The sequence below is a fragment of the Devosia sp. A16 genome (assembly GCF_001402915.1).
GTDB lineage: Bacteria > Pseudomonadota > Alphaproteobacteria > Rhizobiales > Devosiaceae > Devosia_A.
In genome coordinates, this window is record NZ_CP012945.1 from 896,186 (window position 1) to 917,819 (window position 21,634).

The 21,634-nt window shown below is 66.8% G+C and carries 18 protein-coding genes and 1 pseudogene; 7 read left to right on the top strand and 12 right to left on the bottom strand.

Annotated features, from left to right (window positions below; genetic code table 11):
- Positions 1-78: 78 nt before the first annotated feature.
- Positions 79-1,269 (bottom strand): ROK family transcriptional regulator, encoded by a 1,191-nt coding sequence (locus APS40_RS04465; protein ID WP_055045923.1) that lies wholly within the window; start codon positions 1,267-1,269, stop codon positions 79-81.
- A gap of 106 nt (positions 1,270-1,375) precedes the next feature.
- Between APS40_RS04465 and APS40_RS04470 the strand changes: the two genes are divergently transcribed.
- The 3 genes from APS40_RS04470 to APS40_RS04480 all read left to right on the top strand — a co-directional run bounded on the left by APS40_RS04470 (position 1,376) and on the right by APS40_RS04480 (position 4,421).
- On the top strand, positions 1,376-2,560 hold the full coding sequence (locus APS40_RS04470; protein WP_055045924.1) for a M24 family metallopeptidase: 1,185 nt from the start codon (positions 1,376-1,378) through the stop codon (positions 2,558-2,560).
- 10 nt (positions 2,561-2,570) lie between these two features.
- Positions 2,571-3,494 carry a sugar phosphate isomerase/epimerase family protein gene (locus tag APS40_RS04475; protein ID WP_055045925.1) on the top strand — a complete coding sequence of 308 codons (924 nt, stop codon included), beginning with the start codon at positions 2,571-2,573 and terminating at the stop codon, positions 3,492-3,494.
- Between the two features lie 87 nt (positions 3,495-3,581).
- Positions 3,582-4,421 (top strand): DUF3883 domain-containing protein, encoded by an 840-nt coding sequence (locus APS40_RS04480; protein ID WP_055045926.1) that lies wholly within the window; start codon positions 3,582-3,584, stop codon positions 4,419-4,421.
- A gap of 31 nt (positions 4,422-4,452) precedes the next feature.
- On the opposite strand, the gene APS40_RS04485 is transcribed toward APS40_RS04480, so the two are convergent.
- The 5 genes and pseudogenes from APS40_RS04485 to APS40_RS04505 all read right to left on the bottom strand — a co-directional run bounded on the left by APS40_RS04485 (position 4,453) and on the right by APS40_RS04505 (position 11,040).
- Positions 4,453-5,223, bottom strand: coding sequence for an NAD-dependent epimerase/dehydratase family protein (locus tag APS40_RS04485; protein WP_442855861.1), 771 nt, complete (start codon positions 5,221-5,223; stop codon positions 4,453-4,455).
- Positions 5,203-6,932: pseudogene (locus APS40_RS04490) on the bottom strand (ABC transporter ATP-binding protein); the annotation flags it as partial. The gene APS40_RS04485 and the pseudogene APS40_RS04490, both read right to left, overlap by 21 nt.
- Positions 6,922-8,079 carry an ABC transporter permease gene (locus tag APS40_RS04495; RefSeq protein WP_082434184.1) on the bottom strand — a complete coding sequence of 386 codons (1,158 nt, stop codon included), beginning with the start codon at positions 8,077-8,079 and terminating at the stop codon, positions 6,922-6,924. The gene APS40_RS04495 and the pseudogene APS40_RS04490, both read right to left, overlap by 11 nt.
- Complete coding sequence (locus tag APS40_RS04500; protein ID WP_055045929.1) at positions 8,076-9,062, bottom strand: ABC transporter permease; 987 nt, start codon at positions 9,060-9,062, stop codon at positions 8,076-8,078. Before APS40_RS04500 ends, APS40_RS04495 begins: the two co-directional genes overlap by 4 nt.
- Positions 9,063-9,129: 67 nt before the next feature.
- Positions 9,130-11,040 (bottom strand): ABC transporter substrate-binding protein, encoded by a 1,911-nt coding sequence (locus tag APS40_RS04505; RefSeq protein ID WP_055045930.1) that lies wholly within the window; start codon positions 11,038-11,040, stop codon positions 9,130-9,132.
- Between the two features lie 219 nt (positions 11,041-11,259).
- On the opposite strand from APS40_RS04505, the gene kdgD reads away from it, so the two are divergent.
- Positions 11,260-12,165 carry a 5-dehydro-4-deoxyglucarate dehydratase gene (kdgD, locus tag APS40_RS04510; protein ID WP_055045931.1) on the top strand — a complete coding sequence of 302 codons (906 nt, stop codon included), beginning with the start codon at positions 11,260-11,262 and terminating at the stop codon, positions 12,163-12,165.
- Between the two features lie 260 nt (positions 12,166-12,425).
- Here the strand turns inward: kdgD and APS40_RS04515 are convergent, their stop codons facing one another.
- Positions 12,426-13,436 (bottom strand): mannonate dehydratase, encoded by a 1,011-nt coding sequence (locus APS40_RS04515; RefSeq protein WP_055045932.1) that lies wholly within the window; start codon positions 13,434-13,436, stop codon positions 12,426-12,428.
- 160 nt (positions 13,437-13,596) lie between these two features.
- Between APS40_RS04515 and APS40_RS04520 the strand changes: the two genes are divergently transcribed.
- The 3 genes from APS40_RS04520 (at position 13,597) to atzF (ending at position 17,267) form a co-directional block, all read left to right on the top strand.
- Complete coding sequence (locus tag APS40_RS04520; RefSeq protein WP_055045933.1) at positions 13,597-14,304, top strand: FadR/GntR family transcriptional regulator; 708 nt, start codon at positions 13,597-13,599, stop codon at positions 14,302-14,304.
- The gene (locus APS40_RS04525; RefSeq protein ID WP_055045934.1) at positions 14,301-15,182 is read left to right on the top strand and encodes an SMP-30/gluconolactonase/LRE family protein; all 882 of its coding nucleotides are present in this window, start codon (positions 14,301-14,303) and stop codon (positions 15,180-15,182) included. Before APS40_RS04520 ends, APS40_RS04525 begins: the two co-directional genes overlap by 4 nt.
- Before the next feature lie 363 nt (positions 15,183-15,545).
- On the top strand, positions 15,546-17,267 hold the full coding sequence (gene atzF / locus APS40_RS04535) for an allophanate hydrolase (RefSeq protein WP_055045936.1): 1,722 nt from the start codon (positions 15,546-15,548) through the stop codon (positions 17,265-17,267).
- A 47-nt stretch (positions 17,268-17,314) separates the two neighbouring features.
- Here atzF and APS40_RS04540 read toward each other — a convergent pair whose 3' ends face one another.
- The 5 genes from APS40_RS04540 to biuH form a co-directional block, all read right to left on the bottom strand.
- Positions 17,315-17,956 (bottom strand): GntR family transcriptional regulator, encoded by a 642-nt coding sequence (locus APS40_RS04540; protein ID WP_055045937.1) that lies wholly within the window; start codon positions 17,954-17,956, stop codon positions 17,315-17,317.
- A 28-nt stretch (positions 17,957-17,984) separates the two neighbouring features.
- Positions 17,985-18,365 (bottom strand): oxalurate catabolism protein HpxZ, encoded by a 381-nt coding sequence (gene hpxZ / locus APS40_RS04545; protein WP_055045938.1) that lies wholly within the window; start codon positions 18,363-18,365, stop codon positions 17,985-17,987.
- Positions 18,362-19,027 carry a cysteine hydrolase family protein gene (locus APS40_RS04550; protein ID WP_055045939.1) on the bottom strand — a complete coding sequence of 222 codons (666 nt, stop codon included), beginning with the start codon at positions 19,025-19,027 and terminating at the stop codon, positions 18,362-18,364. Before APS40_RS04550 ends, hpxZ begins: the two co-directional genes overlap by 4 nt.
- Before the next feature lie 378 nt (positions 19,028-19,405).
- On the bottom strand, positions 19,406-20,920 hold the full coding sequence (locus APS40_RS04560; protein ID WP_055045941.1) for an ABC transporter ATP-binding protein: 1,515 nt from the start codon (positions 20,918-20,920) through the stop codon (positions 19,406-19,408).
- Positions 20,920-21,630: a biuret amidohydrolase gene (gene biuH / locus APS40_RS04565; protein WP_055045942.1), complete on the bottom strand. Its 711-nt coding sequence runs from the start codon at positions 21,628-21,630 to the stop codon at positions 20,920-20,922. Before biuH ends, APS40_RS04560 begins: the two co-directional genes overlap by 1 nt.
- Between the last annotated feature and the right edge of the window lie 4 nt (positions 21,631-21,634).

The window sequence follows — 21,634 nt, forward strand, 5'->3', positions numbered from 1 at the left end:
AGGGCTTCTTAGGCACTGAATTGGTATGCATAATCGTCTCCGGGGAATGGGTGCTTCTCATCAAGTGGTCCAATCTCCTCACGGGAGGCCGCGTGCCGCGCTGCCTCCCGTGAACACACGTTCTCGAGCATGCTCGAGCGCGAGTTCTACGGCTCCCGCCCGCACGGCATTGCTGCTCACCGCGGTCGGGACGATCTGTGGAATGGCGATGGGGAGCGTGTGCAGCACGGCGGCGACGCTGTCCGCCAGCGCCCGCCCGCCGGCGCGGCCGACGGCCCCGCCCAGCACCACCATTTCGGGGTCGAGGATGCCGATGGCGCCGGTCAGCGCCGCGGCCACCCGGTACCCCAGTTCGGCGAAGAATTTCGGATGCCGGTCGCTGAGCGCCGCCTGGCGGATCGCCTCGATGCTGTCCGGCCCGCGCAGCTTATGCGCCGCGACCAGGGCGTCGATCGCCGGGACGTCGAGCAGCGCCTCGACCAGCGCCATCTGCACCGGCTCGCCGGGCTTGGCCATCCGGTCGGGCACCATCGCGCCGCCCAGTTCGCCCGCCGTGCCGGTCGAGCCATGCATCAGCCGACCGCCGATCACCACGCCGGCGCCGACGCCGTCGCCCACCCAGAACAGGATGAACGATTGCACGCCATTGGCGGCGCCGCAGGCCATCTCCTCGATGGCGACGAGGTTCACGTCGTTCTCGATCAGCACGTGCCGATGCCCGAGCACGCCCTCGAGCGCCTCGGGGATATGGTAGCCCTCCCAGTTGGGGAGCTGCTGGCCCTTGCGCAGGTTCCCCGCCCTGACATCGACGATGCCGGGCAGGCCCACCACCAGTTGGTCGATGTCGCGCACCGTGATCCCGGCTTCCCGGGTGACGCTCTCGAGCACCGAGGTCAGCCGCTCATGCGCGTCGTAGCGATCGCCCGGCTCGGCCGCATGCCGGAAGCTCGCAATGGTGTTGCCGGTGATATCGGAAATGGCGGCATCGATGCCATGGGAGCCGACATCGATGCCTGCGACGAACCCCGAGCGTGGCTCGAGGCTCCATAAGCCGGCCTTGGGGCCATAAGTGCCGGCTTTTTCTCCGTCTCGACGGATGAGATTGGCGGATTCGAGCCGCCGCAGCAGATCCGACATCGCCGGCTTCGACAGCCCGGTGAAGGCTTCGAGCTCCATGCGCGTCAGCGAGCCCTCCGAGAGCAGCCGCTGCAACACGGCTTTCTCGTTGAGGTTGCGGAGCAACCGGGGACTGCCGGAGAGGATCTGCATATCCAATTGAGACCGTCTGGTAACTTTCCTTACAGTCTGATATCGAACCATCCCGAACGTATTGTCAAGCGGCTCGAATTCGCCCTACCCGCCCTGTGGATGTGTCATGGCCCCCGCCCTCCCGATAGCCCTTCTGCACCAACGGCTAAGCGCCGGTCGCGAGCTGCTGCGCCGCCACGGCCTCGACGCCATCGTCGCCTTCTCAGCGCCGCGCGGCCTCGCGGCCGCCACCCAATCGAGCGGCAATATCGGCTGGTTCACCAGCTTCACCCCGATGTGGGCGCCCTCCATGCTGGTAATCACCGCCACCGATGCGATGATCGTGGCTCCCGGCAAGAACGAGGCCCGGCTGTTCACCACCCGGGTCGGCGACCTCTACACGGTCGAGATCGCCGGCCCGCAGGGGCTCGTGGCCCGCGCCTCGGCCGTTGCCAATGCCGGCCGCTGGCGGGTCGGCGTCGCCGGCGCCGACGAGATGACGGCAAAGATCGCCGCGACCTTCGCCTCATCCTTCCCGCGCATGGTGCGGATCGATCCGATCCTGCAAGCCATGCGGCTCGAGCGCGACCCGGCCGAGACCGCGCTCCACCGCCGCGCCGCCGAAATCTCCGACGTCATGGTGGCCCGCGCCTTCGCATATGCGGCGGAGCCCCATGCCACGCCCGCCCGGCTGATGGCCGAGGTCGAACATGCCGGCCGCGAGCTCGGCGCCGACGTCTCCCGCCTCTGGCTCTCCACCGGCCCTGAACCGCCGGTGACTTATTTCGAGATGTTCGAGCTACCGCCTGCCATTCGACCGGGCGACCGCGTGCAGTTGGGCACCATGGTGTCGTTCGAAGGCTACTTCGCCCAGGGGCTCCGCATCGGCAGCCGGGGCAAGTCGGCGCCCGAGCTCAGCGACACTGCCGCCCGCCTGATCGACATCCAGGACGCCGCGCTCGCCGCCCTGGTCCCCGGCCGTCCGGTGCACGAACTGGTCGACCTGATCGAAGCGCGCATCGATGGCATGTGCCCCTACAGCCGCGACAGCGATCCGTTCCGCTTCCAGTCCTGTCACGGCCTCGGCCTCGACTACAGCGAACCCGGCCTCGCCGAAGCGCTGTCGCCGCGCCGCGACAAATCCCGCGATGCCACAGGGCCGCTGCTCAGGCCCGGCATGGTGTTCGAGATCCACCCCAACTTCACCCTCCCCGGCCTCGGCCATGTCTGTGCCGGCGATGTCGCGCTGGTGACCGACACCGGCGCCGAATGGCTGACCCGCTTCGCCCGCGGCATTTTCCGCATCGACTAGGAGTTTTGCGATGTTCTCACTCATGCGCGGCAGTATCCCCGACGCCGGCAACGACCCGCTCGACGCCATCAGCAAGGCCGCCGCGCTCGGCGCCGCGGAAGTCGCCTTCTACAGCCTGTACGAGCTGAGCCCGACGCTCGACCCCGGGGTGCTGCGCGAACTCAAGGCGGAAGCCGACCTTCTCGACATCGCCATCGCAGCAAGCCTCGACTGGCTCAACCCGCTGCGGCTCGACCGCCACGGGCGTGAGCTCGAACTTGGCGACGGCAACCTTGCCCGCGGCGTCCGGCGCCTGCTCGAGGTCGGCGCGTCGCTCGGCATGCGCGAGATGTTCTTCACCATCGGCACACTCGAGGACCGCGCCGTAGACTGGCGCGCCCAGCGCGACGCCGTCGCGACGCTGCTCACCGAGCTCAAGCCGGTCCTGGGCGATCTCGGCATGCGCACGCTGGTCAAGACCCACGAGGAGATCACCTCCTGGGAGTGCCTCGCGCTGGTCGAACGCGTCGGCGCCGACACGTTGGGCGTCTCCTACGACCCCGCCAACATGCTGGTCCGCCTCGAAGACCCCCTCGCCGCCACCCGCCGCCTCGCCTCGCACGTCACCCAGGTGCACATCGACGACGCCACCCTGAGCTTCGAAGGCGACACCGCCCTCCGCCGCCACCTCGCCCCGGTCGGCCAGGGCATCATCGACTGGCCGAACCTCCGCGCCCTGCTCCCCACCGCAAAACCCCTCATCGAACTCCACCGCGGCCAGTTCGCCATCCCGGCTTTCGATCCCACCTGGCTGGCCAGCCAGCCCTACATCCAGCTCGCAGAATATGCCGCCCTCATCCGGTCCGCCGTCCGCCAGGGCCACCAGCCGCCGATCGACCAGAACGACATCGCCCTGCGCCTGCCGGCGGCGCTGGAGCTGGTGAAGGAGCGTTGAGTTCCGACTGTACGGCTTTTCCAACGCTTAGCCCTCGGCAGGCAGACGACGCTGGACAATGTAGTCGAGGCCGTTGTTCAAGAAGTCATGAGCGACGTGGACCCCACCGGCACTGATTGGACCGACATCGAGGTCGATCTGGTCGTTGCCGACTATTTCCAGATGCTTCGCCTAGAACGGGCTGGGGAGCCCTACGTCAAGTCGCATCGCAACGCGTCCTTGCAGGAGCTGACGGGTAGGTCTCGTGGCTCCATCGAGTTCAAGCACCAGAACATCAGCGCCGTTCTGCTCAAACTCGGCATGGACTGGATCACCGGCTACAAGCCGATGGCGAACTTCCAGGCCGGATTGCTTCTGGGGGTCGAACGTTACCTTGAGGCGCAAGGTGACGAGCTGTTGCTGACGCCGCCGCTCGCCGTACCCGGGGTAAGTGACGGCTCGTCACTCTACCTTGAACCACCGCCCGTCCTCGCCCCCCTCCCTTCAGATCCTCCATCGCTGGCACGCTTGGTCAGGAAATTCGACCCCGCGGCAAGGGACGCTCGCAATCGACGGCTCGGGCTCGCTGGAGAGCAGAGGGTGTTTGAGTTCGAGCAGCAACGCTTGCGGTCGGAGGAGCGCTCCGATCTCGCGCGGAAAGTCAGATGGGTGGCGCAGGAGGACGGCGATGGTGCGGGCTTCGACATCCTGTCGTTCGATTCGTCGGGACGTGAACGGCTGCTCGAGGTCAAAACGACGTCCGGACACCAGACCACGCCGTTCTACCTCAGCGAGAACGAGCGCCTGCTATCCGAAGAGCGGCCGGAAGCATTTCGGCTCGTCCGACTGTACGGATTTGGCCGCGAGCCGCGAGCGTTCGAACTCATCCCGCCGCTCGCCACGTCGGTCATGCTGAGACCCGCGAATTACCGGGCAGAGTTTGGATAGTGTCACCGCCGCGGTACCGTCGCCACACCTTCTAGTCGTCAAAATGCCCCCAGTTGGCGAATGCGGCGCCTTGTAGCCGCGCCACCTGGGGGTCCGGCGCCGGCCACTCGGTCTTGCCCTCGGGCAGCGGCAACTCGCGCGATGAGTGCTGCGGCTGCCAGCCTAGTGTCTGTTCGGGGTCGTTGACATACCAGGCGTCGTCATTGTCCGAGATCGCGAACACCGTGCGGTAGCCGAGGTCCGGCGCATCGAGCGCGATGGTGACGAGGCTCACCAGGTCGTCGCGATCGACATAGAGCTTCAGATCGCGCGTGGTGTTCGGCGGGTTGGCGGCGCAGATGCGCACGCTCATGCAGCCGATGCCGAACTTGTCGTGGTAGAGCCGCCCTAGGTTTTCGCCGAACAGCTTGCTCACCGCATAGAGCGTGTCGGGCCGCAGTTCGGCATGGATATCGAGCGGCACCTCAGTTGCCGGGTGCATGCCCAACACATGGTAGGATGAGGCGTAGACGATACGGTCGACCCCGGCTTTGCGCGCCGCATCGAAGACATTGTAGGTGCCGGCAATATTGGCATCGAGAATCTGCTGCCACGGCGCTTCCTTGGACATTCCGCCCAGGTGCACCACGGCGCCGATATCCTGCCGCATCAGTTCGTCCACCGCCGCGCGGTCAGCGAGATCGGCCAGCACCACCGCACCACCGTCGGCGGGAGCGACGATATCGGTCGCCAGCACCGCCCTCCCCGCTTCGGCGAAGCGGGCCCGGAAATGCGTGCCGAGCCGGCCGGCGGCGCCAGTCAACAGGATTTGCGGCATGGTGATCCTCAGGCGGGAGCGGAACTGCGCAGGCGGGGATCCGGCCGCGGCACGGCGCGGATCAGTGTCTGAGTATAGGGGTGCTCCGGCCGCTCGCAAATCTGCGCGACGTCGCCGATCTCGACGATCTTGCCGCTCTTCATCACGGCCACCCGGTCGCAGAAATAGCGGATCACCGAGATGTCGTGGCTGATGAACAGGTAGCTGAGGCCATATTCGTCCTGCAGCCCGCGCATCAGGTCGAGCACCTGGTGGCGCAGCGACACATCGAGCGCCGAGGTCGGTTCGTCCGCGATGATCAGCCGGGGGCGCAAGGCAATGGCGCGGGCGATCGAGATGCGCTGCCGCTGCCCGCCCGAGAACGCATGCGGATAGCGCTCGCCGCCATCGGCCGGCAGCCCGACCCGCATCAACAGCTCCGCTACCCGGTCGCGCATCTCCCGCTCGCTCATCGCCGTGTTGGTGCGCAGCGGCTCGGAGATGATCTGGTACACCGTCATCCGCGGGTTGAGCGAGGAGTGCGGATCCTGGAACACCATGCGCACTTCGCTGTAGAGCGATTTCATCTGCCGCCGGTCGAGCCGGGCGATATCGACCTCCACCCCGTCGCCGCGCCAATAGTTCACCTGGCCGCCGGTCGGAGTGTAGATGCGCAAGAGCGTCCGCCCCAGCGTGGTCTTGCCCGAGCCGCTTTCGCCCACCACCCCGACGGTTTCCCCCTTGTTGATGGTGAGGCTGACCCCGTCGATCGCCTTGAGATAGGCGGTCGGCTTGCCGAGCACGCCCAGGTTGAGCGGAAAGTGCAGCGACAGGTCGCTGATCTCGGCGATCGGCGTCTCGGCGGTCGGGCGCGGCGGCCGCGGCGCCGGCGTCTCGAGCTTCAGCACCGAGCCGAGCAGCGCCTTGGTGTAGGGTTGCTGCGGCCGCTCGAACAGATCGAACACATTGGCCTCTTCCACCACCTCGCCCTTGAACATCACCATGACGCGGTCGGCGATCTGCGCCACCACGCCCATGTCGTGGGTGATGAACAGCACCGCCATGCCGCGGTCGCGCTGCAGCTCGCGCAGCAGCGACAGGATCTCGGCCTGGGTGGTCACATCCAGCGCCGTGGTCGGCTCGTCCGCGATCAGGATTTCGGGGTTGCAGGACAGCGCCATGGCGATCATGGCGCGCTGCCGCATGCCGCCCGAGAATTCGAACGAATAGCGGTCGAGCGCCGCCTCCGGGTTGGGAATCCGCACCCGGTCGAGCAATGCCGCGGCCCGCTTCCGCGCTTCCTCCTTGCTGATCTTTTCGTGCAGCAGGATGGTCTCGACGATCTGGTGCCCGATGGTGTGCACCGGCGACAGGCTCGACATCGGCTCCTGGAAGATCATCGCGATCCGGCGCCCGCGCACCGCGCGAATGCCTGCGCCATTGGCGCCGAGCTTGACGATATCGACCTCGCCGCTGCCGGTGTCGAGCAGGATTTCTCCCGCGGTAATCCGCCCAGGCGACGCCACCAGTTGCAGGATGGCCCGGGCGGTGACGCTCTTGCCCGAGCCGCTTTCGCCCACGAGGCAGAGCGTCTCGCCGCGCGACAGGCTGAAGCTGACCCCGCGCACCGCCTGCACCACCGATTTGTGCACCGGGAACTCGACGGCGAGGTTCCTGACCGTGAGGATCGGTTTGCGCGGGTCGTTACTTGGCATAGGGATCCGCGGCGTCGCGGACGCCGTCTCCGAGGAAATTGAGCGACAGCACCGCTACCACCACGCAGATTCCCGGCACGAACAGCCATGGTGCCTGGGTGATGGCGCGCAGGTTCTGCGTGTCCTGCAGCAGCACGCCCCAGCTGACGATCGGCGGCTGCAACCCGAGCCCGAGAAAGCTCAGCGCCGTCTCGGCGAGGATCATGTTTGGAATGGCAAGGGTGATCGCCGCGATGATGTGCGAATAAAGGCTCGGCATCATGTGCCGCATGATCAGGCGGAACTCGCTGACCCCGTCGAGCCGCGCCGCGATGACGAAATCCTCGCTTCTGAGGCTCAGGAAACGCCCGCGCACCACGCGGGCGATCTCGGTCCAGCCGATCAGCGACAGGATGACGAGGATCGAGAAATAGACCTGCAGCGGCGGCCAGTCCTTGGGCATGGCGGCGGCAAGGCCGAGCCAGAGCGGAATGGTGGGCACCGAGCGGATGAATTCGATGACGCGCTGGATCACCCGGTCGACCAGGCCACCGCGATAGCCGGAAATGCCGCCCAGGATCATCCCCACCACCAGCGACAGGCCGACGCCGACGAGACCGATCGACATCGAGATGCGGGTGCCGTGGATGGTGCGGCTCAGGAGGTCCCGGCCCAGCCGATCGCCGCCGGCGAGGAAGAACGGCTTGTTCTTTTCCAGCGGCCCGATCAGGTGGAGGTCGGTTTCGAACAGGCCCCAGAGCTTGTAGCTCTGCCCGCTGACGAACAGTCCGATGGGGATGATCTCGCTCGGCTTGGGAGTGAAGATGCGGCGGAAGCTCTTTGGATCGACCTTGATGTCGAAGCCGGTGACATGCGGCTGGAAGCGCGAGCCGCCGGCGCCGTCAGCGACGAACCAGCCGATCGCCTGCGGCGGCACATAGGTGTAGCGCGGATCGAACTTGGCCGGATCCTGTGGCGCTAGAAACTCGGCAAACAGCGCGACGAAATAGATCAGCCCGACGATCGCCAGCGACAGCACCGCCAGCCGGTGCTTCTTGAACTTGTGCCAGAACAGCGTCCACTGTCCGGCGGCCTGCAACCGGCCGGCGCTGACCTGCTGGTCGAGCAGCCCGGCGCCGCTCTCGGTGGCCTCGGAGGGCAAGCTCATGACAGCCGGATCCTTGGGTCGGAGATGGCAAGCAGGATGTCGGAGACCAGCGTGCCGATCAGCACCAGCGCGCCACTGAGCAGGATGAAGGCTCCGGCCAGATACATGTCCTGGCTCTTGAGCGCCTGCAGCAGCAGCGGCCCGGCGGTCGGCAGGTTCAGCACGGTGGAGACCACCAGTTCGCCCGAGATCAGCGCCGGCAGCACCCAGCCGACGGTCGAGATGAACGGGTTGAGCGCCACGCGCACCGGATAGGTGAAGATCAGCCGGCCCTCGGGCAGCCCCTTGGAGCGCGCCGCCTCGACATAGGGCTTGTGCAGCTCGTCGAGCAGGTTCGCCCGCATCACCCGGATCAGCGACGCGGTGCCGGCGGTGCCCAGCACGAAGATCGGGATCCAGGCATGGGTGATGAAGTCCCACACCTTGGCCAGCGAGAACGGCGCATTCTCGAAGGCTGGCGAGAACAACCCGCCCACAGAAACGCCGAACCACATGGTCGAGGCGTAAAGCAGCATGATGGCGAGCAGGAAGTTCGGCGTCGCCATGGCGAGGAAGGCGAAGGCGGTGGCGAGATAGTCGGTCACCGAATATTGCCGTACCGCCGAATAGATGCCGATCGGCAGCGAGAACGCCCACATCAGCACCAGCGTCAGCAGCGAGATCAGCGCCGTCATCCCCATGCGGCCCCAGATCAGCTCGGTGACCGGCTGGTTCCACTCGAAGCTGTCGCCGAAATCGCCGCGCGTGACGATGCCGCCGATCCACTTGAAATACTGCACCACGACATTGTCGCCGAGCCCGTAGCGCTCGCGCAGGCTCGCCAGCACCGCGCTGTCGACGGTCTCGCCGGCCTGCGCGATCTGCGCCGCATAGGTCGAGACATAATCGCCCGGCGGCAGCTGGATCACGGTGAACGCCAGGATCGAGATCGCTACCATCGCCGGGATCATGCCGGCTATTCGCTTGAGGATGTAGAGGAGCATGAACCGGCCCGTGGGGTTGGACGATCCGGCGGAACGGGCCGCCGGATCGCGCCTTGAGAAGCCCAGACTACTGCTTGAAGTAGAACTGCTCGGTGTTCAGCGTGCCCGGATCTGGATGGATCCAGCCGGTCGGGGTGTCGTCGGGCACGTTGCCCAGCTTGTTCGACACCACGGCAAAGCCCTGGATCGCCGTGCTGATGCCGATCTGGTAGAATTGCTCGGCGCTGATATCGAGCAGCTGGCTCAACAGCTTCGCCTGCTCGTCGGCATTCGACGTGCCCTTGATCTGGTCGTACAGCGCCCACTGCTGCTTGACGTAATCGGGCGGCTCGACCCCGCCATCCTTGATGTAGAACTTGGCCCAGTCGACCGCGAAGTTCGATTCAGTCGAGAACGGGAAATAGTCGCGCGGGTCGATATAGACGTCGATGCCGCCGGAGGTGGCGCCCCACACCACGATGTCGTGCTGGCTGGCGGTCTTTTCCTCGTAGAAGCGGGTGCGGTCCATCGCGGTGAAGCGCGCGTCGATCCCCACCGCCTGCCAGTACTGCACCAGCAGTTCGGCGACATCGGCGGTGTTGCCCAGCGCCGTCACTGCGGCGACGTTCACCACCAGCGGGCTGCCATCGGGCGCGAGGCGCAGGCCGTTGCCGCCGCGCTTGTCGAGGCCGATGGCATCGAGCAGCCGGTTGGCCTCGTCGGCATTGTACTCGAGATACTGCGTCGCCAGCTTCTCGTTGTAGAACGGGGTGCCTTCGAGCGGCGCCACCTGCCGGGGCGTTCCCTGCCCCAGGAAGATGGTGTCGATGATCGCCTGCCGGTCCAGCGCGTAGGACAGCGCAATGCGGAAATCCTTGTTGGCAAAGATCGGCTGCTTGATCGCGTCGTGCGAGTTGAGGTTGACCGAAATGACGAGCGAGTTGCCCACCCGCGACTCGCGCGGGCTGATGCGGAAATTGCCGGCCCCCTGGCCTTCCGACAGCACCGGCAGGTTGGTGGTGTTGGCGGTGTGGCGAACCTCGTAGTCGATCTCGCCGGCGAGCACGCTGAGCAGCAGCGTCTGCGCCTCGGCGTTCACCGACATCGAGAGCCCATCCATGTAGGGCAGCTGGTTCCCCGCCGTGTCGACCTTCCAGTAGTAGGGGTTGCGCTCCAGCGCCACGCGGGTGGCGCCGGCGACATAGGGCTCGGTGATGCGCCAGGCTTCGATGGTCGGGCGCTCCGGGTTGCGCCAGCGCTGGATGTTCTCGATGCCGACGCCGCACATGTTGACCATCTGCTCGGACCAGTCGGCAACGCCCGCCGCCTTGGCGTTGGCATCTGCATCCGGGTTGTATTTGGGCAGGAACTGGCTGCAATAGGCTTTGCTGAGCAGCGTCAGCTGCACGCCGTAGACGCTCGCCGCATTGAGGATGAACAGCCCGTTGGGCTTCGTCCACGACAGGGTGAACTCGGTGGGCGAGGCCACCGCGATGCTCGGCAGCTCGCCTTCGACCGTCAGCCAGCCCGGCTTGGTCGGGAACAGCTTGTCGTCGGGCAGCACGTCCTCGACGAAAAACGCCACGTCAGCAGCGGTGAAGGGCGTCCCGTCCGACCATTTCATTCCCTCGCGCAGCGTGAAGGTGAACGACTTGCTGTCGGCGCTGGCGCTGTAGGCGCTGGCGATGTTGGGGACGATCGCGCCGGTCCAGTCGGCGTCCCAGGCGAGCAGCGGCTCGTAGCCGAAATAGGTGAAGAGCATGTTGCGGTCATTGCCGCCCACCATGCCGCCGCGGAAGGTGCCGCCGTACTGGCCCACTTCGCTGACCGGCGTGATGACCCGGGGTGCCGCGCCGAGGCGCTCGGCCACCGGCGGCAGCGTGCCGTCGGCAACCGCGGCATCGAGCATCGGGGCCTGCTTGTAGTCAGCCGCCGACGCCGCCCCGCCAAGCGCCAGCAGCGATACCCCCGCAAGTGAAGCCACAAGGAAATGCTTCAATTCACCCTCCCGTGAAAATTGCATCCAGCCGCCGGGAGCATTCTCCTTCGGCGTTGGTGGCGCGCAATGTGGTATGACTGCAACGGCACTGTCAAACGATAAATCATACTGCTTTGACACCAGCCGGCCTGAAGGATGACGCACGTCGCGTTGACACCAGGCTTTCCCGGGTGGTAGCAGAAAGAAATAATACTAATCTGGACGCCACGGGAGACATCGGTGAGTTTCGACGAGATCAAGGCCAAGATCGGTTCCGGGTTGCTGTCCTTTCCGGTGACCGACTTCGACGCCGACGGCGAGTTCGACGCCGGCTCCTACGCCCGGCGCCTGCAATGGCTCTCGTCCTACAACGCCGCCGGACTGTTCGCGGCGGGCGGCACCGGCGAGTTCTTTTCCATCGGCTATGACGAGTATGACGCGGTGATCCGCACCGCCGTCGAGAACAGCGCCGCCGACGTGCCGGTGCTGGCCGGGGTCGGCTACGGCACCCGCATGGCGGTGGATCTGGCGCGGCGCGCCGAAGCGGCGGGCGCCGCCGGCATCCTGGTGCTGCCGCACTACCTGATGTTCGCCGAGGAAGAGGGCGTGATCGCCCACATGCAGGCGATCTGCCGCTCGGTCGGCCTCGGCGTCATCTACTACGCCCGCGACAACACCCGACTGTCGCCCGCCGGGCTCGAAAAGCTGGCCGCCGCCTGCCCCAATTTCATCGGCTACAAGGACGGCATCGGCGACCTGCAGCTGATGCAGCGCATCGCCCACCGGCTGGGCGATCGCGTCGTCCATATCGGCGGCCTGCCGACAGCCGAGGTCTTCGCCCAGCCCTATCTCGAGATGGGCGTCACCACCTACTCGTCGGCCGTCTTCAACTTCGTGCCCGAGCTGGCACTGCGCTTCTACAACGCGGTGCGGCAGCGCGACACCCAGGTGCTCGACGCGCTGATGAAGAGCTTCTACCTGCCGCTGATCGAGCTGCGCGACAGGAAGCGCGGCTATGCCGTATCGATGATCAAGGCCGGCGCTGAACTGGTCGGCCGCCCCGCCGGCAAGGTCCGCACCCCGCTCACCGAACTCGACGCCGGCGAGCGGCAGGTGCTGGCGGAGCTGATCGCCGCCAACGCCTGACGGCTCTTCCTGCTGAGGCAAAAGGCCCAGATCGCGACATCCTGGCCTTCGCTTGTTGGTGCATCTGGGAGCTACGACCACGCCCCCTCTCCCCTGAGGGGAGAGGGTAGTGCAGCTAGGACCGAAGGCCCGTAGCGGAACTCGGGTGAGGGGTACAGCTTCTCAGCGAGCGCGAGTAGCGCCGCTTCACCCCTCATCCGGCGCTTCGCGCCACCTTCCCCCTGAGGGGAGAGGGGACAGAGGAGCCAGCACCTGCCCCCTCAAGGCCCATACGGGTCCCAGCCGTTCGCCTGGAACAGCGCGATGATGTAGCCGAAGCAGAACGCGAACGCAGTCTCCATCGAGTTGTCGGCATCGATATGCGGCACATGGTCGGGCATGATCATGCCGTCATAGCCGACCTCGTGGTAGACCTTGAACGCTGCCGGCATGTCCATGTCGCCATTGTCGGGGAACTCCTCGGTGAACGAGTAGCGGCCGCCCTTGATGTTGCGGAAGTGCACGTTGAAGATCTTCTTGCGGCTGCCGAACCAGCGGATCACCTCGGCGATCTCCTCGCGCGGGCTCTCCATCCCTTCGGCCACCGTGCCCTGGCAGAAATTGAGCCCGTGATACGGGCTCTCCGCGGTCTGGACGAACCGCATCAGCCCCTCGACGCTCGACAGCACCCGGGTCTCGAAGCCGCGATAGCCCGGCGGCGTCATCGGATCGTGCGGGTGGCAGGCGAGCCGCACCTTGTTGGCAGTCGCCACCGGCACCACGCGCTCGAGGAAATACTCGATGCGGCCCCAGAATTCCTCGGCGCTCACCTCGCCGGCGATGGTCAGGGTATCACTATCGGTCGCCTGCTCGGAGCGGAAGGTGGAGAGCACCGCCCCGCCCCGTCCGGTCTCCGAGGGGGTGCGCGGGATGCCCAGGACGTTGAAATTGTACTTGGCGGCGCCGATTCCCGCCTCGGCCAGCGCCTCGATGATCCGGCAGATGCCGTCGATCTCGCGGTCGCGCTCGCCGGGCTTGCCCAGCACGATCCCCGGAGACTGGTGCCGGCGCTCGATCCCCGAGGATGGCAGCGGCAGCTGCACCATGTCGAGCACCAGGCCGAATTTCGATACATGCTCGGCGTGCCGCATCAGGATGTCGCGGTCCCACTGCCAGGGATCCCCCACCGGGTCGATGCAGACATGCCGGACCCCCAGTTGCGCCAGCTGCCTCAGATAGCGATCCCCCACCTTGGCGAACTGGTCACCGCCAAGTTGTGTGCCTACGTACATTCATCCCCTCCAAGAATATGACTTCTTGAAAGCAGTATGATAATTCTGCGATATCGGCAACCATATGCGGTGCATCGTCCCTCTTTCACCGTCCGGTAGCGGCGCCTATGAATAGCCTCCGAACCCCTTGAGATCGGCCCTTATGCCTGCCAGCCCCCCAATGCACCTCACCGACCGGGTCAAGCTCGACCTGTTACGCCTGATCGAGACCAGCGGGCTCAACCCCGGCGACAAGCTGCCGACGGCCGATCGGCTGTGCGAGCAGTTCTCGGTGAGCCGCACCGTGGTGCGCGAGGCGATCGCCAGCCTCAAGGCCGAGGGCCGGCTGCGCTCGCTGCGCGGCAGCGGCGTCTATGTCAGCAGGCCCCCCTTGCCCGCCGGCGGCCTCTCTATGCTGATGGCGGCGCCCGAAGAGATCGGCGACGTGCTGGATTTTCTCGAGTTCCGCATCAGCGTCGAGGTCGAGGCGGCAGGCCTTGCGGCCGAACGCCGGACCGAGACCAACCTCCTCCGCATGGAGCAGGCGATGAGCCAGTTCAACCGCCATCTCAGCGACAATACCCTTGCCACCGATGCCGACCGCGCCTTCCACCGTGCCATCGCCGACGCCACCAACAACAAGCGCTTCCGGCTGTTCGTCGACGAGATGGGCGAGCGGCTGATCCCGCGCCGCGCGCTGGGCGCCAGTTTCCCCGACGACCGGAGCAAGTCGGAGTTTCTCGACGTGATCCGCACCGAGCACCAGCGCATCTTCGATGCGATCAGCGAGCGCAAGCCCGACGAGGCCCGCGTCGCCATGCGCCAGCACCTCGAAGGCGGCCGCCGGCGCTACCGCGAATGGAGCCTGGCGCAGGACGGCCAGCCATGAGCGCTCCCGAGATCAGCGTCGTCGCCGCCGACCGTTGCGAGATCGGCGAAAGCCCGGTCTGGGACGAGCGCAGCGGGCTCATCTGGTGGGTCGACATCACTCCAGGCGTCATCCACCGGCTCGATCCCAGGACCGGGGCGCGCCGGCGCTGGGAGATGGGCGAGCCGGTCGGCGCGCTGGGACTCTGCCGCTCCGATCGACTGGTAGTGGCGCTGCGGAGCTCGGTGATCCTGTTCGATCCTGTTGGCGGCAGCCGCGCGACGCTGGCCAGCATCGCGCATGGCCGGCCCGAGATGCGCCTGAACGACGGCAAGGTCGGGCCGGACGGCGCCTTCTGGGTGGGCTCGATGGATGCGAGCGGGGCCGCTGATGCGGCAGGCACGCTCTACCGGGTGACCGCCGACGGCGACCTCACCGTCATCACCGAGGGCTTCCGCATCTCCAACGGTCTCGCCTGGGACGGGGCGGGCACCCGGATGTATCACTCCGATTCGCGCGGCATCTGGGTCGACATCTACGATTTCGATCCGCTCAGCGGCGCCGCAGCCAACCGCCGCCGCTGGCTCGAACTCGACGAATTGACCGGCCGCCCAGATGGCGGCGCCTGCGACGTCGACGGCAATTACTGGTCGGGCGGCGCCTCGGCCAGCCGCCTCAACTGCTTCTCGCCCGAAGGCAGGCTGCTGCGCTCGGTCGAGCTCCCCAATTTCCGCCCCACCATGCCCTGCTTCGGCGGCCCGGATCTCTCGACGCTCTATGTCCCAAGCCTCAGTGCCGGAGTATCGGCGGAGGATCTGGCGAAATGGCCGCTGTGTGGGGCAATGGTGAGCCTTCCGAGTGGGACACGTGGTGTGCCGGTGACGCGGTTCGCGGACTAAGCAAAGTAGCCACCGGCGGTCCAACACGCGTCCCCTCGCCCCTCTGGGGAGAGGGCCAGGGTGAGGGGCGCCAAACACACCGGCCCGACCGCAACAACATCACCCTCACGATTCCAGCGCTTGGCACCCCTCACCCCGCGAATGAGGCCGCTGGCCTCATTCGCCGCCCTCTCCCCAGAGGGGCGAGGGGACGGTGTGGCACCGCCGGTGGCCATCTCCAACAGTCGCCACAACTGCATCACTTCGTGCATCAAATCATTTCTGCACAAATTTTCTGCATATCCACCTTCATTGCACACATCTCCATGTTCCCCTCCACCAGACTGTGCATAATCACCTCGACCATCATCGAGGGGCCGAGCCTTGCAGATTTCTCCCACCACCGCTGTGCACCAGGCCCTGGCCGCCCTCGCCGCCTATGACGACCCTGCCACCTTCATCAGCCTCAAGCCTGAAGCCGCGCTCCTCGCCGAAGCCGCCGCGCTCGAAGCCGCTGGCCCCGCGGACAAGCCGCTCTACGGGCTGATCTTTGCGGTGAAGGACAATATCGACGCAGCGGGTTTGCCCACCACCGCCGCCTGTCCCGATTTCGCCTACGCGCCCGAGCGTTCGGCTTTCGTGGTGGCCCGCCTCGAGGCGGCCGGCGCCATCGTCCTGGGCAAGACCAATCTCGATCAGTTCGCCACCGGCCTTGTCGGCGTGCGCTCGCCCTATGGCGTGCCGCGCAACGTGCAACGCGCCGACCTGGTGCCGGGTGGCTCGAGCTCGGGCTCGGCTGTGGCCGTGGCCGCCGGCATCGTCGATTTCGCCCTCGGCACCGACACCGCCGGTTCGGGCCGCATCCCGGCCGGGATGAACGGCATCGTCGGGCTGAAGCCGACGCTGGGGCTGCTCTCGGCTACCGGCATGGTGCCGGCCTGCCGCACGCTCGACACCATCTCGGTCTTCGCCCGCGACGTCGCCACCGCCTTCCGCGTCACTGCGATCGCTGCCGCCTATGACGCCGCCGACGCCTGGTCGCGCCCGCTGCCGGCGCCAACCCTTTCCGCCGCGCCGCCAAGCTTGCGCGTCGGCGTGCCGCCACCGGCGCAGCGGAAATTCTTCGGCGACGCGGCCGCGGAAGCCGCCTACGCCGCCGATCTGGAAGCGCTCGCCGCCCGCGGCGCCGAAATCGTCGAAGTCGATTTCGAGCCGCTCCACGCGGTGGCCCGCCTGCTCTACGAGGGGCCCTGGGTGGCCGAGCGCTATGCCGCAACCAAGGCCCTGCTGGAGACGAGCCCCGATTCCTTCCACCCGGTGACCCGCAAGATCATCGAGGGCGCCCGCGGCCTCACCGCCGTCTCCGCTTTCGAGGCGACCTACCGGCTGATGGATCTGAAGCGCGCCGTGGCGCCGCTCTTCGCCGGGCTCGATTGCCTCGCCGTGCCGACCGTGCCGCGCGCCTATAGCGTGACCGAGCTCGAAGCTGACCCGATCACCCTCAATTCCAACCTCGGCAGCTACACCAACTTCGTCAACCTGCTCGATCTCGCGGCCTTGTCGGTGCCGACGGCCGCCCGTTCGGACGGGTTGCGCGGCAGCCTGACCCTGATCGGCCGCGCCGGCAGCGACGGCTACCTCGCCGGCATCGGCATGGCACTGACCGGCGAGGCTTCCGGCGCGCCGCTCAAAGCCACGCCGGATCGCTTCGAGATCGCCGTGGTCGGCGCCCACCTCTCCGGCCTGCCGCTCAACAGCGAGTTGACCGGCCTCGGCGGCAGCTTCGTGCGGACGGCCACCACCACACCCGACTACCGCCTCTACGCGCTCCCCGGCACCACGCCGCCCAAGCCCGGCCTGCTCCGCGTCGCGAACGGCGCCGGCGCCACGATCACCGCCGAAATTTGGTCGCTGGATGCTGCGGGCTTCGGCACGTTCGTCGCGAAGATCCCGTCACCGCTCGGCATCGGCACGCTGCGACTGGCGGATGGCACGACGGCCAAGGGTTTTTTGGTGGAAGCCGAAGCGGTCAATGGTGCCCGGGATATCTCGGAGTTCGGCGGCTGGCGGAGGTTTTTGGCGGCGAACGTGCCGGCCTCTCCGTGATCCTCCCCCGCCACGCGGGGGAGGACTACCTGCACCGCCGGTGTTCCCTAAACCCGACTGAACCGCTCATAGGCATCGCCGACGATCGCGATGTGCTTGCGCATCGCTGCTTCCGCTTCGGCCCGGTCCCCGCGCAGGATCGCCTCGACGATCAGCCCGTGTTCGGCATGCGATTGCGCGAGGCGCCCGCGCGCGCCGAACTGCGCTCGCCGGAACGGCTGCAGCCGCTGCCGGGTCGAAATGGTGATCTCGCCGAGATAGCTATTGTGCGCCCCCTCGTAAATCGCGGTGTGGAACGCATCGTTCGCCTCGGCATAGCCGGTGGTGTCGCCGGCCCGCACGATCCCGGCCATCACATTGTGCTGGGCGTCGAGCGCCTCGCGTTCCGCCGCCGTCATCATGCGGGCGCAGAGCCCGGCGCACAGCGCCTCGAGATAGCCCATCACCTCGAACATGCCGGCCAGCTCGTCGGGCGCGGGCTTGGCCACCAGCGCGCGGGCATGCGGCTTCTGGTCCACCAGACCGCTCGCTGCCAAGAGCCGCAGGGCCTCGCGTACGGGAGTGCGCGACACCGCGAACTCGCTGGCCAGTCGCGTCTCATCGAGCGGCGTGCCGGGTTCCAGCTCGCCGGCGATGATACGGCTGGCCAGCACGCGGCGGATCTCCTCGCCGGAGGTGCGTTTGAGCATAGTCCCCTCTAGGTCCCGCGTCGTCGTTCTACGCGTCGATGACGCTGACATGCGCCGCCGCGACGCGCCAGCCATCCGGCATCCGTATCCACGTCTGCATCTGCCGGCCAACCCGCCCGGGTACACTGTCATGCGAGAACAGCGTCGCGGCGATGGCGGTGTCGTGTCCGTAAGTGGTGATCACCGTTTCGGCAAGCCGCCGATCGACGCCGGTGGAGCGGCGCAGCAGCCGGAAGGCGCGGATCGCCTCGCTGCCATAGAGGTTCTCGGCAATGCCGTAGCGCACGGTGAGCGGGCTATCGAGGAACAGCTCGTCGAGCACCGCCACGTCGTCGGCGATGAGCGCCGCCTCGTAGAGTTCGAACACCGCCGTGACTTCGGCCAGCACCGCGGGATCGTTGACCATCATGCCGTGACCGCCTGCTTGAGCGCCGCGAGCGGTGTCACCCAGCCGACGATGCCGCCCTGCGCCGCGATCATCGCCAGGGTCGCCGCCTTGAACTCGGGGAAGTAACTCTCGGTGGCATCCTCGATCACCAGGCACTCATAGCCCCGATCGTTGGCCTCGCGCATCGAGGTCTGGACGCAAACCTCGGTGGTGACGCCGGCGAACACCAGGTGGGTGATGCCAAGCCCCTGCAACTGCTCGTGGAGCCCGGTGGCCCAGAACATTCCCTTGCCCGGCTTGTCGATCACCAGCTCGCCGTCGAGCGGCGCCAGCGCATCGACGATCTGGTTGCCCGGCTCCCCTCTCACCAGCAGCCGCCCCATGGTGCCGGCCTCGCCGATCTTGAGGCTCGGGTTGCCGCGCCGGATTTTTGCCGGCGGGCAATCGCTCAGGTCCGGCTTGTGCGCCTCGCGTGTATGGATCACCGGCCAGCCCTTGTCCCGGAACAGCGCCAGCAGCGCCGCCGTCGTCGGAATGATCGCCTCGAGCCGCGCGACATCATTGCCGAGCGAATCCCCAAAGCCGCCGCGCTCGATGAAATCGCGCTGCATGTCGATGACGACGAGGGCGGTGTGGTCGGGGTCGAGTGGGTAGGGGTAGGGCCGCGAAGGGACGGAGATCATCGACGGATCTCCATGACGAAGGAGCCGCGGCAGGGGATGTGGAGGACGAGGTAGTCGGCGGAGTTGGCTTGCCCGCGGCGGCGCGGTGATCCTCCCCCGCGTGGCGGGGGAGGGGGACCGCCGAAGGCAGTGGAGGGGGGAGCCAATGTCTGCGAGTCTTGCTCCCCCCTCCACCAGCTTCGCTGGTTCCCCTCCCCCGCCACGCGGGGGAGGATGACGGAGAGGCCGGCGCACGCCATGCTCCCCATCAGTCTGGTGAGGAGGCCCTTCGCCCTGCCACGGACCCGATCGAGGGCCCCCTCACCCGGCGCTGCCCACCGCCAGCCTCTGCCCCAGCCATGAGGTTCGGTCTGCCCTGTCGCGGCCGCAGCGTCCATCTCAGTGTCCCGCCATGTGTTGTCCGATGGTGTTGCGGTCGGTGTCCTCGATCCGCGCCACATAGTTGATGGTGCCGCCACTCATCACCGCCACCCGGTCGGCGAGCTCGAGGATTTCGTCGAGATCCTCGCTCACCAGCAGCACTGCCGCCCCGCGGTTGCGCTGCTCCATGATCTGGCTGCGGATATCGGCCACCGAGGCGAAATCCAGCCCGAAGCAGGGGTTGGCGACGATCAGCACATCGACATCGCCGCTGAGCTCGCGCGCCAGCACCGCCCGCTGCACATTGCCGCCCGAGAGCGTCTCGATCGGCGCGTCCGGACCCTGCGTCTTCACCCGGTACCTGGCGATCAGCTCTTTCGCCTTCTCGCGCATCGGGCCGGGCGACATCCACCAGCCGAGCTTGGCCACCGGCGGCTTGTCGAACGAGCGGAACGCCAGGTTCTCGGCAACGCTCATCCGCGGCACCGTGGCGTTCTTCAGCGGCTCCTCGGGCAGCCCGAACACCTTGTAGCGGTCGAAGGCGCCGCGTTTGGGCCGGAAGAACTCGCCGTTGATGTAGATGCCGCCATCCGACAACGGCCGCTGCCCGGAGAGCGCCTCGACCAGCGCCGATTGCCCGTTGCCGGACACCCCGGCAATGCCGACGATCTCGCCGGCCTTCACCTTGAGATTGACCGACTTGATCGCCGGCAGGCCGTCATTGTCCTCGGCGAACAGCCCGGCGAGCTCCAGCCGGTCGGCCCCCTCATTGTGCTTCTTGCGCGCTGCGCGCTCGCGGATCGCCGTGTCGCCGATCATCATGGCGCTCATGTCGGGGACGCTCACCAGCTTGGCGTCCCCCGCCCCGGTGAAGCGGCCGCGCCGCAGCACGGTGAAGTGGTCGCAGAACGCCTTCACCTCGCGGAACTTGTGCGAGATCATCAGCACGGTGATCTCCTTGCGGTCGGCCATGCCGCCCAGGAGCCCGAGCATCTCGTCGGCCTCGCCCGGCGTCAGCACGGAAGTCGGCTCGTCGAGGATCATGAAGCGCTGGTCGAGATAGAGGAGCTTCAGGATTTCGAGCTTCTGCTTTTCGCCCGCCGACAGCGACGATACCGGCGTGTTCATCGGCACCCGGAACGGCATCTCGGCCATGAAGGCGTCGAGGTGCTTCTTTTCTTTCGCCCAGTCGATGATGGCCGGCGCATCGGCGCGCGAGATCACCAGGTTCTCCGCCCCGGTGAGGCACGGCACCAGGGTGAACTGCTGGTAGACCATGCCGATGCCGTTGGCCCTCGCATCCCGGGGCGAGCGGATCGATACCGGCTGGCCGTCGAGCGTCACCTGCCCCTTGTCGGCGCTGTAAAAGCCCATGATGCATTTGACCAGCGTCGACTTGCCGGCGCCGTTCTCGCCTAAAAGTGCATGGAACGAGCCGGCTTCGACCTTGATCGACACATCGTCGAGCGCCACCAGCGGCCCGAACACCTTGGTCATGCCGATGGCTTCGAGGGATGGCGCACGACCCGTCATCACAGTACCTCGATCAGCGCACTGGAGGTGGCGACCGCGCCGAACACCCCGCCCTGCATCTTGATCATGTCGATGGCGGCGAGGTGGTTGTCGTACTTGGTGGCGGCGCAGCAATCCTCGAGCAGCACGCATTCGAAACCGCGATCATTGGCCTCCCGCATCGTGGTGTGGACGCAGACATCGGTAGTGATGCCGGTGAGCACGATATTGCGGATACCCTTGAGCCGAAGGATCAGCTCAAGGTCGGTGGAGGCGAACGAGCCCTTCCCCGGCTTGTCGATGATTGCCTCGCCCGGTTCCGGCGCGAGTTCCGGGATGATTTCCCAGCCCGGCTCGCCGCGCACCAGGATGCGCCCTTGCGGCCCCTGGTCGCCGATACCGGCGCCGATCCGCTGCGAGCGCCAGCGCTTGTTGGCCGGCAGGTCGCTGAGGTCCGGCTTGTGGCCTTCGCGCGTGTGGATGATCGGATAGCCTTTGGCGCGGAAGGCGGCCATCAGCTTTTTCAGCGGCTCGATCGGCGCCCGGGTCAGCGAGATGTCGTAGCCCATCGAGTCGACATAGCCGCCCGGCCCGCAGAAATCGGTCTGCATGTCGATGACCACCAGCACGGTGTTGTCGGGCCTGAGGTCGCCGTCATAGGGCCAGGGATAGGGCGTCGAGGCGATGGTCCTGCCGCCGGGGACGGCAGCCGCGTCGATCCGTTCGTCCATGGAA